Origin of the sequence: Variovorax defluvii, assembly GCF_039541515.1 — a bacterium.
Classification (GTDB): Bacteria; Pseudomonadota; Gammaproteobacteria; order Burkholderiales; family Burkholderiaceae_C; genus Variovorax; species Variovorax defluvii.
In genome coordinates, this window is the sequence record NZ_BAABGJ010000012.1 from 109559 (window position 1) to 126524 (window position 16966).

The window sequence follows — 16966 nt, forward strand, 5'->3', positions numbered from 1 at the left end:
CGAGGCGAGCGCCTGCGGCCGGAGGGGCGGCTCGGCCGGCGGTAGGGCATCATGGGCGAGGAGCGGCCTGCCGATGTCCGGCGGGCGCTTCCGGCGGCATTTGCACGGAGAGTTCGACGATGAGCCCATTGAAGATCGCGATCCTGGACGACTACCAGCGCGTGGCCCGGTCCATGGCGGACTGGTCCGAGGTGGAGAAGTTCGCCGAGCTGCACGTCTTCCACGACCACGAACCCGACGAGGACCGCGTGGTCGAGCGACTGCTGCCTTTCGACGTCGTCTGCGTGATGCGCGAGCGCACGCCCTTGCCCAGGTCGGTCATCGAACGCCTTCCGCGCTTGCGCATGATCGCCTCGACCGGCCCCGTCAACCGGTCCATCGACCGCCGAGCCGCCGAGGAGCGGGGCATCAGCGTGATGGCGACCGGGTACGCGTCCCAGCCTGCCGCCGAGATGACCTGGGCGCTGATCCTGGGCAGCGTGCGGCACCTCGCGGACGACGCGGCCAGCATGCGCGCGGGCGGCTGGCAGACGAAGCTCGGCGGCGACCTGGCGGGCCAGACCCTCGGGGTCCTGGGCCTGGGCCGCATCGGACGCCAGGTGGCCGCCGTCGGCGCCGCCTTCGGCATGCACGTCATCGCATGGAGCCAGAACCTCACCGTGGAGAAGGCGGCCGAGTCGGGGGTGCGCCATGTCGACAAGGAAGAACTGTTCCGTACCGCCGACATCCTCACGGTCCACGTGCTGCTCAGCAGCCGCACCGAGGGCCTGGTCGGAGAAAGCGAGCTGGCACTGATGAAGCGCAGCGCACGGCTGGTGAACACCTCTCGCGGCCCCATCGTGAACGAATCGGCCCTGGTCGCCGCATTGCGACGCGGCGAACTGGCCGGCGCCGCCCTCGATGTGTACGACCAGGAGCCCTTGCCCGCGGATCATCCTTTCCGCACGCTCCCGAATGTCCTGGCCACGCCCCATGTGGGTTACGTGACAGAAAGCCTGTATCGGACCTTCTACGGCGACACCGTCAAGAACGTCCTGGCCTGGGCGGCTGAGCACGGTTGATCGGGACGCGCGATCGTGTGCGTCGCCTCCAAGCGATCAGCGTCTGGTCCCTGCCAGACCTGCCTCCGTGGGCAGGCTCCGCCTAACCAACGCCGGCCGCCAGTGACGCAGCCAACTGCCGCGCCGCTCGCGCGCTGGCGCCCTTGCCGGTGATCGCGAGGGCCGGGGCGTGGCCCAGCATCCTCCCGAAAACCGCCTGCACCTCTTCGGCGCGGATGTCGTCGATCATGGCGATCGCTTCGGAAATCGGAGTCACGGTGCCGTTGGCGAAGAGCTCTTCCACCGCCTGCTCCATCGTCGCGTAGGTGCGCTCTGCGGCGCGCACGCGCGACACGGTCAGCTGGTTCCTGGCCCGCTCCAGATGCACGGGATCGATGGACCTGGCCTGCGCACGCAGCAGGCCGCCCGTCTCGGTCGCCAGTGCCTCGAGCTGGTCCGGCGTCGTGACCGCATGCACCACCAAGTTGGCCCACGCGTCTCCGCTGTCGATCGTGGACTCGGCGGTGTAGGCCAGGCCGAGCTGCTCCCGGACCCTGTCGACCCAGGGTGACGACATCCCGCCTCCGAACAAGTTGGACGCCAGCGCTGCCGTCACGCGCCAGCGCCGCTGCGACATCTCTTCCTGCCGCGCAGGCGCCATCGGGTAGGCGATGTTGAGGAACACCTGCGACACCTGCGAGAAGCGTCGGGCCATGGCATGACCGACATACTTCGCGGGCGCTTGCGACAGCGGCACGGGTGGCGCGGCCGACCGGGGCATCGCGGCAAAGAGCTCGTCCGCCAGCGCCACCCAGGCTTCGACGTCGAAGTTGCCGGCCGCGGCGACCACGGTCTTCTCCGCGACGTAGTGGGATTGAACGTGGCGGACCAGGTCCTGCCGTGTGAAGCCTTCGATGTTCCCGACGGTGCCGATCACCGGCATGCCCATCGGGTGGTCGCCCCAGATGGCGCGGTCGAGCAGGTCGCTGCAGGCATCCTCCGGATCTTCCTCGTACTCGGTCGCCTCCTGGCGAATCACTTCCAGCTCGCGCTGCAATTCAGTATCGGGGAACGTGCTGTTCAGGACGATGTCCGCCGTCATGCGCAGCAACTGCTCCGCGTGGCGGCCCAGGCCGGTCATGAAGTAGCCGGTGCTGTCCTTGCCGGTGAACGCGTTGACATCGGCGCCCAGCCGCTCCGCATCGAGGTTGATGGCCTGCACGGAGCGGGTGGTGGTCCCCTTGAACGCCATGTGCTCCAGGACATGCCCGATGCCGTTCGTGCCCGGCGTTTCGTCGCGCGAGCCGACTTGCAGGAACACGCCCACGCTGGCGCTCTGAACGTGGGGCATGGGGATGGCGAGCAGTCTGACGCCGTTCGCCAGCGTGTGAAGGTGGATGGAATGCAAGGCGTTGCCGCCGATGTCTGCAGAAAATCTCTTGGCTCGCGTCATGGACGCATTGTCGCGGTGCCTGCGGCCTGGGTGCGCGGCGGCGCCTGATGCGAAGGCTAGCTCGCCGGAATGCACGCTGCGGCGACGAGCTTCGCCTTCTCCCTCAAGTACACGGTGGCGGCGGCCGCACTGTGGGCCGCATACTGAAACAGAGGCACGAGCACGCGGGCGTCGACGTAGACCATGCAGTACCTGGCATGGCGGCGCACTCCTTCCATCATGGGTGCGCTCATCCGCATGGCTTTGCGCGCCTCGGCCAATTCGAGAGCGAAGGCCTTGCGATCCCATTGCGCTGGCCGAGTTCGATTGCGTCGATCTGGTCGAGCTTGAGTCCCGTCAGCGCGAGCACCTTCTGCGTAGCGGGCGCGGGGCCGATGCCCATGATGCGCGGCGCGACGCCGGCGGTCGCCATGCCGACCACGCGGGCGCGCGGCGTGAGGCCGTTCTTCGCGGCGGTCGCTTCATCGGCGAGCAGCAGCGCGCAGGCGCCGTCGTTCACGCCGCTGGCGTTGCCCGCGGTCACGGTGCCGTCGGGGCGCACCACGCCCTCGAGCTTGGCGAGCGCCTCGAGGCTGGTGTCCCGCGGATGCTCGTCCTTGGAGACGATGATCGGATCGCCCTTCTTCTGAGCGACGCTCGCGGGCACGATCTCGGCATCGAAGAAGCCGGACTTCTGCGCGGCAACCGCGCGCTGCTGCGAAGCCAGCGCCATGCGGTCCTGCGCCTCGCGCTCGATCTTGTAATCGGTCGCGACGTTGTCGGCCGTTTCGGGCATCGAGTCGACACCGTACTGCGCCTTCATCAGCTTGTTGACGAAGCGCCAGCCGATGGTGGTGTCGTACACCGCGTTGTTGCGGCTGAAGGCGCTTTCGGCCTTGGGCATCACGAAGGGCGCGCGGCTCATGCTTTCGACACCGCCGGCGATCATCAGGCCGGCTTCGCCCGCCTCGATGGCACGCGCTGCGCTGCCGACCGCATCGAAGCCCGAGCCGCAGAGTCGGTTGATGGTGCCGCCGCCCACTTCGATCGGCAGTCCAGCCAGCAAGCCGGCCATGCGCGCGACGTTGCGGTTGTCTTCGCCGGCCTGGCTGGCGCAGCCGTAGAGCACGTCGGCAACGGCTTGCCAGTCCACGTTCTTGTTGTTGCGCTCCATGAGCGCCCGGATGGGCACCGCGGCGAGGTCGTCGGCGCGCACGCTCGACAGCGAGCCGCCGTAGCGGCCGAAGGGCGTGCGGATGGCGTCCCAGATGAAGGCTTCTTTGGTCATTCACAGTACTGCTTTGAAGCTGAAATCCGGTCCTGAGACTGGTCATTGGGGTCATCGGGCGAGCGTCGTAGCTGATCCCACGGTACGTCTGACGATTCGAATGGGCGCTTCCCCGGCTGCAGTTTCGGCGTCACGACGAAACTCCCATTGGCCGTCGCCGTCAAGGTGTACCCATTGGGCTGAGCACGAGCGCCAGCCGCGTGACCAATCACGCCACCTGCACCCGCGCGGTTGTCGACCACGAAGGGCTGAACCAGCGTCTTCGCCATCTCTGCGGTCACAAGCCGTGTGGTGACATCGACTTCTCAATGAGGCGTGAGGCATGCTAGAAACGCATCCCTAAAGAGTGACTGCTCAATGAGCCGTAGATACCCTCCTCTGAATCCGCTGCGCGTCTTCGTCGTGGTGGCGCGCCTCGAGAACCTGACCGCAGCGGCTCAGGAGCTTCATGTGTCTCAATCCGCGGTGAGCAGGCAGATTGCCGCTCTGGAGTCCTACCTCGGTATCGAGTTGCTTCGTCGAGAGCGTCACGGCGTCACCTTGACGCGCGCCGGAGCCAACTACGCCAAGCGGGTGATGCCGGCATTCGACGAGATCGCCACCGCGACGGAGAAGGTCTTGCGCGACACCTCGCATGGCGTCCTGCGCGTGCGCACGTACACCACCTTCACCGCCAAGTGGCTCATTCCCCGGCTCCCTGACTTTCATGCAAGGTATCCGGACATCGAGGTCCTGGTGAGCAACGCGGTCCCCGACGTCGATTTCGACCGGGATGCTGTCGACCTTGCCATCCAGTTTGGGGACGGTCACTGGCCGCGGGTTCAGCTGGATCTGCTATTTCCCGACGAGATCGAACCCGTCTGCTCGCCCCAGTACCTGAAGAGTCTTCCGCGCGGCGCAACCAAGGACGTCCTTCTCGGGAAGCGACTCCTCGTTTCACACTATCGGCGCACAGACTGGGACGACTGGCTCTCGGCCACCGGTAAGACGCAGGCCGCCGTTTCCGCCGAGAGAATGAGCTTCAGCACATCGGTGCTCACCTGGCAGGCCGCGCTGGATGGACTGGGCATGGCGATTGGACAGTCGGCCATGTTGCAAGCCGAGTTCGAGAAAGGGACGCTGATCCGACCCTTCAACCAACCGCTGCGGCGCGAGAAGGCCCATTACCTCGTCCGGCCTGCAAGCCAGCGATTTTCGAGACGGGTCGAGGTGTTTCGGGGCTGGCTTTTGGCCGAGGCCGCCAAGGTCGTCGACTGAACCAGATCCCGCACCGGCCAGCGAGAATGCAATCCGCTCGGGATCGGGTTGACTCAACCCGCTTGTTGGGGCGCTTACGCCCCCACATTGGCGAGGGTGGGGCGATCGGCGTTCGAGGCGGGAGCTGAAAGCCGTCCGGGCGTGCTAGTCAGCGTAGCTAGGGTCGATGCGATTGAGCTTGCGCAGCATGGCCGGCCACTCCATGACGCCGAAGGGACGGCGGGTGCCGGGGAGGTAGTTGCGCCGCGTGCTCTCGACGATGTCGGCGGGCACCATCGTCATCTCTCTGCCGCATGCCAACGCGGCCAATTGGGCGCGGCATACCTGTTCAAAGCGGTGCATGGCGTTGAAGGCTTCGGCGACAGTGCCGGTTGCCACCAGGAGGCCGTGGTTGCGCAGAACCAGATGGGTCTCCTGTCCCATGTCACGCAACAGCGACTCTTTTTCCTTCCCGTCGAGGACGATGCCCTCGAAGCCATGATAGGCCGCCGTTGCGAAACGCATTGCCGTCTGATTCAAGGGCAAGATCCCTTCAGCCAGCGACGAAACCGCCATGCCCGCCACGGTATGCGTGTGGGCGACGCAGGCGACGTCCTCGCGCGCCGCATGGATGGCGCTATGGATGACGTAGCCAGCGCGATTGATCCCGTACCCGAGGTCCCCGAAGTCAGGGCTGTACAGCACTTCGCCACACTCGTCGACCTTGATCAGGCTCGATGCCGTGATTTCGTCGTACAGCATTCCATACGGATTGATCAGGAACGCGTTCTCCCCGGGTACTCTGGCCGAGATATGGTTCGCTGTCAGGTCGGACAAGCCGTAGATCTCGAAAAGTCGATAGCACGCCGCGAGGTCAACGCGAGCTTTCCATTCTTCGGGAGCGACGGCGCCCTTCAGAGAAGGAAGCTTGAGACGGGTTTGGTCGGTCATGAAGAGCCTTTCGTTCTGCGTTTCGTTTGGGGTATCGAGGACTGGAACTGCTGACGTGCGGTTGCAAGCATGCTCAGGAGATTGTTTGCGGCGGTGAGACCCAAGTTCACATACGTTTCGACCGAGACACCGCCTACGTGGGGGCTGAGGACCACGTTTGCCTCCTTGAGGAACGGGTGATCGGCGGCCAGGGGCTCTTGCGCAAAGCTGTCGAGACCCGCAGCAAACACTTGACCCGAGCGCAGTGCGTCGAGCAGCGCATCCTCATCGACGAGACCACCGCGGGCGGTATTGACGAGCATCACGCCGCGCTTGCATTTGGCGAGCACGTCGGCATTGATCATCATGCGATTCGAATCGGTCAACGGGCAGTGCAGGGAAATGACGTCCGACCGCGTCCAAATGTCGCCCAGTGAAACTTTTTCAACGTAGTCCGGGAGATCGCGCGCGCCCGGGTCAAAGCCGATGACCTTCATGTCCATTGCGTCGGCAATACGGGCAAACCTGCGGCCAATCGCACCCAACCCGACAAGTCCGACTGTCTTGCCCCCGAGTTCCTGGCTCTTGTGCGTCGATTTGTCCCAATGGCCCTCACGCATCCGTTCATCGAGCTTGACGGTCGACTTGGCACTTGCAAGAAGAAGTGCTGCCGCGTGCTCTGCAACGGCGGCCGCATTCACTCCCACGGCGGCGCGAACATCGATGCCCAAGGCCCGGGCAGCGTCGAGGTCAATGACATCCACCCCTGCGCCATGGCGAGAAATCACACGCAACGCCGGTGCGGCCTCCATCGCCGCGCGTGCAAACTTGCCATAACGAACGATGACGCCGATGGGATTGTGCCTCTTGCACAGTGCAATCACGTCGTCCTCGGTGGGCGCCTTGCCCGCAAAGATCAGCTCAAAGTTGCTCAAGAGCTTGAGAGCCGGGGGAGCCAGGTCGGCGCCAGTGACAAGGATGGTTTCCATATTCATTTCTTAGGTCTTGTGAATGAGAGTTGCGAGGTTTCACGCGAGGAAGGTCGAATCGCCGAGCTTGAAACCAGGGCCGCTCAGCTTGCGTAGCCACTTGAGTTGAGGGTCCTCCAGCGGCATGCCGAACTCCCGCAGGTCGGAGCCCGCGATGAACGTCTCGCCCGCGCCCACGATCACGCCCGCGACGAGCGTCGCGTCACCATCGAGTTGCTGGACCGCCTCCAGGAGCCCTCGCCTGACTTCAATGGAGCCCTCGTTGATGGGAGGATTGTTGATGACAATTGCGAGCACATCGCCATGACGTGCGGTCGAGACTTTTGAAGGGTTAGCCTGGCCGATCATCAGAGCATCTCCACGAGTTCCGGCACGGCCGTCAAGAGGTCGGCCACGAGGCCGTAGTCGGCCACCGAGAAGATCGGGGCCTCTTCGTCCTTGTTGATCGCGACGATCACCTTGTCGCTGATATGGGCGACATCGAGCTTGGCCGCTACGCGGGGAGCCACGTTCTTGCCGTCGGCGGTCGCCGGGAACAGGATGTGACTGTATTTCTTGGCGATCCCGAGGACTTGGGCCGCGACGTTCTCGGCGAGGTTCTCAGCCAGGCTCGGGCTGTCGGCCACGATCACCTTGGCAACGCCCGCGACTTGCGCTGCGGCCTTGGCGGCTTCAACGGCATTGGCACCAGCCACCAGGACGTGCACATCGCCACTTTGGCAAGCTGCTGCAGCGGTCACCGTGTTCAGGGTCGCCGGCTTGAGCGTGGCGTGGTCGTGTTCGGCAATAACAAGTACGGTCATGACAGTCTTCCTCCTCAGATCACCCTGGCTTCGTTCTTGAGCTTGTCCACCAGCGTGGCCACATCGGGCACCTTGATGCCGGCACCGCGCTTAGGCGGCTCCGCAACCTTCAGGGTCTTCAGGCGCGGAGCGACATCGACGCCTAGATCCGCCGGGCTCACCGTGTCCAGCTGCTTCTTCTTGGCCTTCATGATGTTGGGCAGCGTCACGTAGCGCGGCTCATTGAGGCGCAGGTCGCTGGTGATGACGGCGGGAAGCGAGAGGGACAGGGTTTCCAGGCCGCCATCCACTTCACGGGTGACGCTCACCTTGTCGCCAGCGACTTCAACCTTGCTGGCGAAGGTGGCCTGGGGCAGATCAGCCGACGTTGGCAATGTCCACTCCGGTGCCGTCGCTCTTCACGCGCACCTTCACGTTGTAGTCGACGACCCGTTTGACGGGGACCAGGATGTTCATTGCAGTCTCACTCGGTAGTCATGGAATAGGTTGTTGCCTGTGGCAGATCAGCTTCAGATCTCAGGCTTGAACCAGCTGAGCAGAAGCTCGTTGACCCGATCGGCGCTCTCGTACTGCACCCAGTGGCCGGCGCCTGAGATCAGGCACCACTCACGGTCCGAGCGGCCGTTTCGCAGGAGTTCGGCAACGGATTCGGGATGGGCAGTCACATCGTTTTCGCCCCACAGCGTCAACACTGGCACATCGATGCGGTCCAGAAGTCCCGTCAATCCGCCCGCACGAGATAGCGCCTTGCTTCGGAATCGAGTGCGCACGCACGATCGTTCGTGGACGGTCAGCGCGAGTTCGTCGTCGCCATCTCGCGAATGCAGCATGAAGCTGTATAGGTTCTGTCGCAGGGCTTCACGACGCGCAGAGGGGCTGTCCGCGGCTCGCCAGTCCTCAAGGGGCGTGAGTTGGCGTCTCGCCCTACCGTGGCCAGCAGGGCCGATGAGGGCAAGTCGACGAACGATCGGCATCTCCGATGCCCATCGCGTAGCGACGAGGCCGCCGAAGGAGAAGCCGACGAGATCAATCGGCGTGTCCGGACCGATCAGTGACGCGATGCCGCAGCGCAAGGCAGCTACCACGTCTGCCAGAGGGTCGGAACTCCGCGGTGATGAACGAAGGTCTTCGGAGTCATTGAAGCCTGGCATGTCGGGAACGAGGACGCGATGCCGCGTTGCCAGCCCCGAGACATTCCGCACCCAGTGGAGCCAGCTCCCGTGACCGCCGTGCAGCAGTACAAGAGGCGATCCCGATCCGAAGATACGCCATCGGACAACGCTACCGCCGCAGTCCACGTCCCGCACACAACCGCTTGATTCCATGCGAAAGATGATCTCGGCTGCTTCAGCGTGGCGCTCGACCGTGTGCGGAGGGTGCATTTCACTTCCCCTGAAGGACCAGCGCGTCCACCGCCATCACGCCCTGCCCCTCCGGCATCACCATCAGCGGGTTCACTTCCGCTTCATGGATCCCGAGTTCGGGACGCAGTGCCAGTTGGGAGAGCGATGACACCGCACGCGCCAAGGCTTCCAGATCGCCGCGTTCCTTGCCGCGAAGTCCGCTGACCGTCTTCAGGGCTTTCACCTCGGAGATCATCTCCCTGGCGGTTTCCACCGATACGGGTGCCAGGCGAATGCTGCGGTCTCGAGTGATCTCGGCCCAGATGCCGCCCGCAGCCAACATGACGATGGGACCCGCGGCGACATCGATCTTGTAGCCAACAAGCACCTCCGTCAGGCCCTTGCGCATCGGCTGGACAAGGAACTCGTCACACGCCACACCCGGCGCACGGGTACGAAGATTCGTCCGCAGCGTGATCATCGCCTGCCGGAGTTCATCGGTGCTCTTGATGCCCAGCACCACACCGCCCACTTCTGTCTTGTGTTGAATCTGGGCGGAGCACACTTTTGCGACGACAGGGAAGTCGAATGGCAATGCAGGTGCCGATCCGCTCAACGGGGCAGTGACCGCCGGAGCATGCGGAACGCCAAGCTCGTCGAGCACCGCATAGGCGGCTGCTTCACTCAAAGACGATGCCGAGCCGGCGGGCTGCGCCGGCAGCGTCAAAGTGCCAGGAATGCGACGTGCGAAGACGGACGCGATCGCGTCGGCACACGCTTCCGGTCCGCGAAAGCACGGTACGCCTGCAGCAGTCAGTGCCGCCAGCGCCTCCGGCGCGTCGGGGACCATCATGGCGGCCAGTGGCGTTGTATGGTGGCTGCTGTCGACGATCGGCTTGACCGCCAGTTGCGGCTGGAACCGCGCCGAGGAGCCGATCGTCGCAAGCACCAGATCAAACTCCGGCGCTTCTAGCAACACGTCCAATGCGGCTTTCATGACTTCGTACTTGACGCCGGCGAGGGTCAGATCCACGACACGACCCGGCGAAACATGGATGCCCTTTTCACGCAAGCGCTGCAGCGTTTCCGGCGAAGGCGCCTGGACCGTGACATCGCGGATGCCCAGTTGATCCACCGCCATCGCGGCGCCGCCTCCCGTCGTGGTCACGACGCCGACGCGTGGCGCCCTCTTCCACTTGCGCAAGGGAATTCGCCGCGCGAGAGGCGCTGCCTCCAGCAGTGCATCCAGCACGCCGACGCGAGCCACGCCGCAATCCTTTAGCAGTGCGTCCGCGATGTCGTCTTCACCTGCCAGTGCACCCGTGTGCGTGGCCGCCATTTCCGCGGCTGCGTCGGAGCGACCAAGCTTGTAGGCGAGCACCGGTTTGCCGCGACGGGCTGCTTCGGCGGCGAACTGCTTGATCGTGTCGCCATGGTGCAGGGACTCGAGGAAAAGCAGATAGCCGTCAATTCCATCGTCGTCGAGGGAAGCCGCGCAGATTTCCCCGAGGCTCAGTTCGGTCTCGCTGCCGACCGACACCAGTCCGGCGAAGCCGACACCTCGCGCGATACCGCGCGACACGAGCGCTCCGATCATGCTCCCGCTGTGGGATGCCACGAGGAGGCCGCCCTTCGGGAGGTTGGGGTCTGCGAAGGCAGCGTTGGCGGTCAGGACCAGGCCGTTGCGAGGATTGACCACGCCGATGCTGCTGGGACCGACAAGACGCACGCCACCGCGCCGGGCGGCATCGCGCACTTTGGCTTCGAGCGCAGCCCCCTCCTTGCCGGACTCCGAAAAGCCGCTCGCAAGAATGGTGACCACCTTGACTCCGAGCCTGCCGCATTCCTCTACGACCGGCAGGACACTCGAGGTCGGCGACAACACGAAGACGTGTTCGGGCACTTCCGGCAAGTCAGAAAGCGAGGGATAGGCCTTGTGACCCTGGACCGTCGCTCGGTTCGGATTGATCGGATAGACCGCCCCGCTGAACTGCGCCCGGGAAAGGTACTGCTGTGGCCTGCCCGCCGTCTTCGTCGCGTCGTCGGAAGCACCCACCAGTGCCACGCTACGCGGGTTGAAAAGAGCAGCGTGCAGATCACCACCCCGGGTCGAAGTCTTGGTTTCCATGTTCAATCCAGGCTCACTTTGACGGTCTTCAGGAGGCCTCCCCAGCGCTCCACTTCCTTGACCAGGTACGAGCGGAAACTCTGGGAAGTTCCACCCACGACAACTGCTCCTTGCGAAGTGAGCTTGTCGCGCACTTCGGGGTCTTGCAGGGCCTTGTTCACCTCGGCGTTCAGCTTCGCGACGATTTCCGGCGGGGTCTTTGCCGGCGCGAACAACCCGTTCCAGGATTCGGCTTCGAAGCCGGGATAGCCCATCTCCGCGACCGTCGGAACATCGGGCAGCTGCGGCAGGCGCTTCTCCGATGCAATCGCAATGGCCCTCGGGTTGCCCGATTTCAGATGGGGAATTGCGGACATGGAGGTCATGAAGGACATGTCCACATGACCAGCGATCAGGTCGTTCAACGCACCAGATGCGCCCTTGTAAGGCACATGCACGATGTCGATGCCAGCTCGCTGCTTGAGCAATTCGGCGGCCAGATGAGGCGAGCCGCCGGCGCCGCTGGAGCTGTATGAAAGCTTGCCCGGCTGCTTCCTGGCGAGCGCGACCAGTTCCTTCAGGTCCTTCGCCGGAAGCTTCGTGGACACTGCCAGGACTTCCGGCGCCGTCATGACGTTGGCGACCGGTTCGAAGCCTTTCAGGACGTCGTACCGGACGTTCTTGTAGACCAGGGGGTTCCAGGTGATGGGCGCAGCCGCCAGCAGCAGCGTGTAGCCGTCCGGCTTCGACGCAGCCACGAACTCAGAGGCGATGTTGGAGCCGGCGCCAACCTTGTTCTCGACAAGGACCGGCTGGCCCATCGACGTCTGCATCTTGGCCGCGATCAGCCGCGCGGTGAGGTCGGTAGGTCCGCCGGGTTGGTATCCGACGATGATCTTGATAGGCTGGCTTGGATAGCCTTCGGCAAGCGCGCAGGTGTATGAGCCTACGAGCGCAGCACCCACGCAAAGCAGTTTGGTTGCGGTGTTCACATGTGTCTCCGTTTCGATTGCGTGGCTGCGCTCAGTCCACCTTCAGGTTGGCCGACTTGATGAACGCGTTGTTGCGTTGAACTTCGGTTTGAAGCTCGGCAGCAAATTCACCGGCCTTGTTGCCGATCGGCTTGGCAGCCTGCTCTTCGAACACTTTCTTCACGTCAGGCTCTTTCATGATCTTGACCACCGCATCGCTCAGCTTCTGAACAATGGCCGGCGGCGTGCCCGCAGGCGCGAAGAGCCCATTCCATGATTCGAGGTCCACTCCTGTGACGCCCGCCTCCTTGAGCGTCGGCACATCGGGGAGTTGAGGCAGACGTTCATTGGAGACCACCGCAAGGGCGCGCAGCTTGCCATCCTTGACGAATTGCAGCGCCGACAGCGCGGTAAGGAATGACATGTCCACGTTTGCGCCCAGGAGGTCGTTCAGGGCTGGCCCGGCGCCCTTGTACGGGATATGTGTCATCTGCACACCCGCGGCGGCCTTGAAGAGCTCGCCGCTGAGGTGAGGGACCGTTCCATTGCCCGAGGATGCGAAGCTCAGCTTGTTGGGCTCCCGCTTCGCAAAGGCAACAAGATCCGGCACGGTCTTGAACGGCAATTTGGGATTGACCACCAGGACTGCTGGGGAACTCATGATCTTGCTGATCGGCACGAAGCTGCGGATCGGGTCGTACTTGACGGTCTTGTACAGGCCGCTGTTCCACGTCATCTGCGAAGCGGCGACAAGCAAGGTGTACCCGTCAGCCGGGCTGGCCGCCGCTGCCTCGGAAGCGATGTTCGAACCCGCACCGGGCTTGTTATCCACTACAAAGGCCTGCCCCAGGGCCGTCTGCAGCTTGCTGGCGATTACACGTGCGGTTAGATCGGTCGGGCCGCCAGCCTGGTAGCCCACGAGGATCTTCACAGGCTTCGAGGGGTAGTCCGAACCTGCTTGGGCGAATGCCATCGCGGGCATGACCGCGAACGTCGTGAGGACGAGCTTCACTGATAACTTCATGAGATTTCTCCTGATGGTTTTGATCGTTGCGGAGTTAGGCAGCCTTCGGCGGGCGCTGAGAGAAGGACCGACCGAAGACGCCCTCGGCGATCCGGTTCTTCAGCATCTCAATGGACCCGCCGGCGATCATCCAACCGCGAATCCGGCGCACGCAGTACTCGACGATGGCCTCCTGACTGAAGCCCATTCCCCCCATGACTTGAAGCGATTCGTTTGCGACGAACCAGCCAGCTTCGTTGCACGCCAACTTGGCCATGGCAGTGCTCTGCGCCGAGGGGAGTCCATGCTCGCCCTCCAACGCAGCGCGATAGAGCAGCAGTTGCGCCTGTTCCAGCTTCATCCACATGTCAGCGAACTTCCACTGCAGCCCCTGGAACTCGCAGAGTTCGCGGTCGAACTGCTTGCGGGTCATCGCGTGCTCCTTGGCGATGTTGAAGGCATGGCGACCCAGCGCCAGCGAGCGCGAAGCGTTGCCAAGGCGCTCGACGTTGAAGCCGGAGATCTGCTTCTTAAACCCCCCCGGGCCGAGGAGGACATTCCTCGCAGGAATGCGTGCGTCTTCGAAGTACAACTGCGACCACTGTTCACCGTTCATGAAGCTGGCGGGCTTGCCAACGGTGAATCCGGGGGTCCCACGCTCGACGAGCACGGAACCGATTCCGTCCAGACCGGGACCGAAGCGAACGTAGACGAGGAAGAGTTCTGCCTCGGGGCTGTGGGTCGAGAAGATCTTGCTGCCGTTGATGAGGTAGTGATCCCCGTCCTGGCGCGCGCTGGTCTTCAATTCCGTCACGGCCGAACCTGCGTCAGGTTCGGTCATGCCAAGGGAGATCAGCTTGCGGCCCCCCAGCAGGTCTGGCAGGAATCGGTCTTTCTGTTCGGGCGTCGCGTACTCGACGAACGTGCGGATAGGCCCGAAGTTGCCAGCCTGCACGATGTCGGCACTCTTTGGGCACACCAGTGCAATCTGCTGTATCGCCAGCACGGCGTGCATGAGCGTGCCGCCCTGTCCGCCGTCTTCTTCCGGGAATGCAATGCCGAGAAGACCTTGCGCCGCCAGGAGCTTGGCCACCTCCCAGGGGTATTCCCCGGAGTGTGCACGCTCCAATGCGCCTGCGGCGAGCTTGTCTTTCGCGAATCGGCTCACCGAATCGGCAAACGCCTGGTGCTCTTCACTCAGTTCGAAGTTCATACGTCTTTTTCGTGGGGTGGACTGGCATGAATGGTCTTGCTTTTCCGTCCAGACGAGAACTTCAGATTGGGTCTCCAGGAATGACTATTTGGTATGTCGCAACCGGCCTTGCAGAAATCGCATGCCCGATGGCCAATCTGGAAGTTCTCTCTTTGAGCGGGCGATCGCACCATCGACTCATGCCAAACACCATCCAGCCGGCGTCGACGGCCCCACTCCCGCATTCCCCGAAGAATCCAGTGCCGGCCGGATCCTGCGACTGCCATTCGCACGTCTTCGGGCCTCACCTGTCCTTCCCTTTGGCGAGCGAGCGACCTACACGCCGCGGGAGGCGCCACCTGAGAGATACCTTCAGATGCTCGATGCGATCGGCTTTACGCGTGGCGTACTGGTTCAACCGTCGGCACATGGTCTCGACAATCGTGCCCTCCTGAATGCTCTGTCGGTCGATCCTGCGCGGGTGCGTGGCGTGGCCGTGGTGGACCAAGGTGCCTCGGTCGAATCCCTGGCGGCGCTGAAATCGCGAGGCGTGCGCGGCTTGAGGTTTTCCAGATTGCTGGATGCCCACGGTGCGTCGCGCTACAAGAACACTGTTGACGTCTCTGCGATCGACGAACTCCTGCCGAAAATGCTGGAGGTCGGCTTGCACGCACAGCTCTGGCTTGGCGTTGATGAACTGGCCGAACTGTCACCGCTGATTCGATCGGCCAGCATCCCGTTCGTCATCGATCACCTGGGTCGTTGCGATGCGCGCCGAGGCGTTGGGGACACCGCATTCCAGCTGATGTGCGACCTTGTGCGCGAAGGGCACCTCTGGGTGAAGCTCACGCCCTATCGGGCATCGACCGAATTCCCGCACTACCAGGACATGCGCCCGTTCCATGAGCACCTTGTCGCCACGCGACCCGATCGGCTTCTTTGGGGATCAGACTGGCCTCACGTCAATATTCAACGTCACGTACCGGATGCCGGACATCTGGTCGACCTGCTCGATTCATGGACACCCGACCGGAGTACTTGGCGCCAGATACTCGTTAGCAACCCCTCGCAGCTGTACGATTTCTGACGGGCCATCTCGTCAGCGGGCTGCTCAAACTTACCAAGGCACCCTGATGCAGCAGGCTCGCTGGACGCCGTTGAGGAACAACCCCCTACTGCCGCGCAAACTGCGTTCGCCCTGGCCGCCAGTTCCTCAGAACGGACTTTGTTGGTCGAGAAGGTGAGCTTCCGCAATTTGGCGAAGGAACTGGCCTCGTGGCCGACAGGCCCAGGGCGCCCCATTTTCACAATTATCCGGGGCGCATCGCGCAATACCGTTTGAAGCGATGCGCACGAAAACGCCCCATACACAGCGAGGCTACGGCGGCTCGAGCGTCTTGTTGTGAAAAGAGTCAATACGGGTCTTGCGCCTTTTGCGGAGCAGTCTATTTCGCCCAGGGGACGACCCCAAGAGTCGCCACGAGCATCGGCTTTCCGAGGCCACTACTTCCGCAAAGGGCACGTACCGGCGGAGGGGATTCCCTCTTCCGTTGGCCGCTGTGTGGCAGTCACCGGACATTGGAGCCATTCATGCGAGCGGCCGCTTGTGGCCGACAAGAGAAATCCACGTCGCACTGATCGAGTGGCCGCTCCCAGTCTAAACCGCGCAACACGTACTATGGTCTCTGGTCTTCCGGTCTCCTCCAAGCGAGACTGGCCGAATGAGACGCCCCTCTGACCCAGAGACACCCCGCACCGCGCCCTTGCGCCCCATCCGCCAGATGCTCGACCAACTTTCTCGACTTCGCCTCTCAGCGGATGGGACCATCGACGTCTCGCATTCCTCCCCAGCTACCCTTCGCTCCCTCGCCGAAGACGCCGAGACAACGCTCTCGACCATCCACCAAGGCCTGGGTGCCCTCGGCCACCTGCTCGCCCATTCCGCCGTCCCCATCGAAGACGGCACCATCGGCGCCGACTCGTTGGAAAGCCTCGGCTTCCTGATGGCGGAAATGGGTGACCTGGCGGCCGTCTGCGTCACCGTCGCCGCACAGTGCCGGCGGGCGGCAGCGTCGAAAGCTTAGGAAGTTGGCTCACTTCAGCGCTTAGCTCGCCAGCACCGCTTGCACCTCGTAGATGCTGAGCTTCTTGTTGAACTGCTCTTGGATCGGCGTCGCGGTCCCCGAGATCCAGCGGCGGCGCCCGGCTTGCCGGACGAAATCCTCTCGATGGGAGGGTTAGGCGCCTCTATTCGCACGCCTACTTGTGGCCGGCCACCGCAAGCACGGCCTTGGGATTGGTGCTGGCGATGGCCAGGAGCGTGCGCGCTGCGCCGCTAGGCTGCTTGCGACCTTGTTCCCACCCTTGCAGGGTGCGAACCGACACGCCCATGAGCGCGGCGAACTGCGACTGGGAAAGACCCGTCTTCTTTCGTGCCTCGGTGACTGGAGATGACACAACGCTGACTTGGCCAGCCTTCATCTCGCGCACCGACTGCAGCAACTCCGCCGCCAGATCGCGCTTTGCTTCGTATGCGGCCAGTTCCTTGGCACTCAGCGGTTTACTCTTCGAGGGCACGGCGAATCTCCTTCAGCTTGGGACCAGTGAGGTTGTCAGTCTTGGCTTGGCGTAC

Annotated in this window: 16 protein-coding genes and 3 pseudogenes; 4 read left to right on the forward strand and 15 right to left on the reverse strand. The window is 63.5% G+C overall.

The features are described 5' to 3' along the window. Positions 1-119: 119 nt before the first annotated feature. A complete protein-coding gene (locus ABEA07_RS08155) occupies positions 120-1061 on the forward strand; it encodes a D-2-hydroxyacid dehydrogenase family protein (RefSeq protein ID WP_345537084.1) in 942 nt (313 codons plus the stop codon). An 82-nt stretch (positions 1062-1143) separates the two neighbouring features. On the opposite strand, the gene ABEA07_RS08160 is transcribed toward ABEA07_RS08155, so the two are convergent. The 4 genes and pseudogenes from ABEA07_RS08160 to ABEA07_RS08175 form a co-directional block, all read right to left on the reverse strand. Next, the gene (locus tag ABEA07_RS08160; RefSeq protein ID WP_345537085.1) at positions 1144-2493 is read right to left on the reverse strand and encodes a M16 family metallopeptidase; all 1350 of its coding nucleotides are present in this window, start codon (positions 2491-2493) and stop codon (positions 1144-1146) included. A gap of 56 nt (positions 2494-2549) precedes the next feature. Then, positions 2550-2714, reverse strand: a complete 165-nt coding sequence (locus ABEA07_RS08165; protein WP_345537086.1) for a hypothetical protein — start codon at positions 2712-2714, stop codon at positions 2550-2552. Positions 2715-2785: 71 nt separating this feature from the next. Next, positions 2786-3760, reverse strand: a pseudogene (locus tag ABEA07_RS08170) (acetyl-CoA C-acyltransferase); the annotation flags it as partial. After that, the gene (locus ABEA07_RS08175; protein ID WP_345537087.1) at positions 3757-4041 is read right to left on the reverse strand and encodes a tripartite tricarboxylate transporter substrate-binding protein; all 285 of its coding nucleotides are present in this window, start codon (positions 4039-4041) and stop codon (positions 3757-3759) included. The pseudogene ABEA07_RS08170 and the gene ABEA07_RS08175, both read right to left, overlap by 4 nt. A 76-nt stretch (positions 4042-4117) precedes the next feature. On the opposite strand from ABEA07_RS08175, the gene ABEA07_RS08180 reads away from it, so the two are divergent. After that, on the forward strand, positions 4118-5017 hold the full coding sequence (locus ABEA07_RS08180; RefSeq protein ID WP_345537089.1) for a LysR substrate-binding domain-containing protein: 900 nt from the start codon (positions 4118-4120) through the stop codon (positions 5015-5017). A 144-nt stretch (positions 5018-5161) separates the two neighbouring features. Here the strand turns inward: ABEA07_RS08180 and ABEA07_RS08185 are convergent, their stop codons facing one another. The 10 genes and pseudogenes from ABEA07_RS08185 to ABEA07_RS08230 all read right to left on the reverse strand — a co-directional run bounded on the left by ABEA07_RS08185 (position 5162) and on the right by ABEA07_RS08230 (position 14355). Beyond that, entirely contained in the window at positions 5162-5947 is a 786-nt protein-coding gene (locus tag ABEA07_RS08185) for a class II aldolase/adducin family protein (protein WP_345537090.1), read from the reverse strand. Continuing rightward, a complete protein-coding gene (locus ABEA07_RS08190; protein WP_345537091.1) occupies positions 5944-6921 on the reverse strand; it encodes an NAD(P)-dependent oxidoreductase in 978 nt (325 codons plus the stop codon). The genes ABEA07_RS08185 and ABEA07_RS08190 overlap by 4 nt, the downstream gene beginning before the upstream one ends. 33 nt (positions 6922-6954) lie before the next feature. Then, positions 6955-7263, reverse strand: coding sequence for a Clp protease/crotonase-like domain-containing protein (locus ABEA07_RS08195; RefSeq protein WP_345537092.1), 309 nt, complete (start codon positions 7261-7263; stop codon positions 6955-6957). A gap of 65 nt (positions 7264-7328) precedes the next feature. Next, positions 7329-7718, reverse strand: a pseudogene (locus tag ABEA07_RS08200) (adenine nucleotide alpha hydrolase family protein); the annotation flags it as partial. 14 nt (positions 7719-7732) lie between these two features. Further along, positions 7733-8174 (reverse strand): annotated as a pseudogene (locus tag ABEA07_RS08205) (electron transfer flavoprotein subunit beta/FixA family protein). A gap of 53 nt (positions 8175-8227) precedes the next feature. Next, positions 8228-9100, reverse strand: coding sequence for an alpha/beta fold hydrolase (locus tag ABEA07_RS08210; protein ID WP_345537095.1), 873 nt, complete (start codon positions 9098-9100; stop codon positions 8228-8230). A 1-nt stretch (position 9101) separates the two neighbouring features. Then, positions 9102-11189, reverse strand: coding sequence for an acetate--CoA ligase family protein (locus ABEA07_RS08215; RefSeq protein ID WP_345537096.1), 2088 nt, complete (start codon positions 11187-11189; stop codon positions 9102-9104). Positions 11190-11191: 2 nt separating this feature from the next. Further along, positions 11192-12160, reverse strand: coding sequence for a Bug family tripartite tricarboxylate transporter substrate binding protein (locus tag ABEA07_RS08220; protein WP_345537097.1), 969 nt, complete (start codon positions 12158-12160; stop codon positions 11192-11194). 31 nt (positions 12161-12191) lie between these two features. Then, on the reverse strand, positions 12192-13151 hold the full coding sequence (locus ABEA07_RS08225) for a Bug family tripartite tricarboxylate transporter substrate binding protein (RefSeq protein ID WP_345537098.1): 960 nt from the start codon (positions 13149-13151) through the stop codon (positions 12192-12194). A gap of 46 nt (positions 13152-13197) precedes the next feature. Continuing rightward, complete coding sequence (locus ABEA07_RS08230) at positions 13198-14355, reverse strand: acyl-CoA dehydrogenase family protein (protein ID WP_345537099.1); 1158 nt, start codon at positions 14353-14355, stop codon at positions 13198-13200. Between the two features lie 121 nt (positions 14356-14476). On the opposite strand from ABEA07_RS08230, the gene ABEA07_RS08235 reads away from it, so the two are divergent. After that, the gene (locus tag ABEA07_RS08235) at positions 14477-15421 is read left to right on the forward strand and encodes an amidohydrolase family protein (RefSeq protein ID WP_345537100.1); all 945 of its coding nucleotides are present in this window, start codon (positions 14477-14479) and stop codon (positions 15419-15421) included. A gap of 694 nt (positions 15422-16115) precedes the next feature. Next, a complete protein-coding gene (locus ABEA07_RS08240; protein ID WP_345537101.1) occupies positions 16116-16418 on the forward strand; it encodes a hypothetical protein in 303 nt (100 codons plus the stop codon). A 175-nt stretch (positions 16419-16593) separates the two neighbouring features. Here ABEA07_RS08240 and ABEA07_RS08245 read toward each other — a convergent pair whose 3' ends face one another. Beyond that, positions 16594-16911, reverse strand: a complete 318-nt coding sequence (locus ABEA07_RS08245) for a helix-turn-helix domain-containing protein (protein WP_345537102.1) — start codon at positions 16909-16911, stop codon at positions 16594-16596. Between the last annotated feature and the right edge of the window lie 55 nt (positions 16912-16966).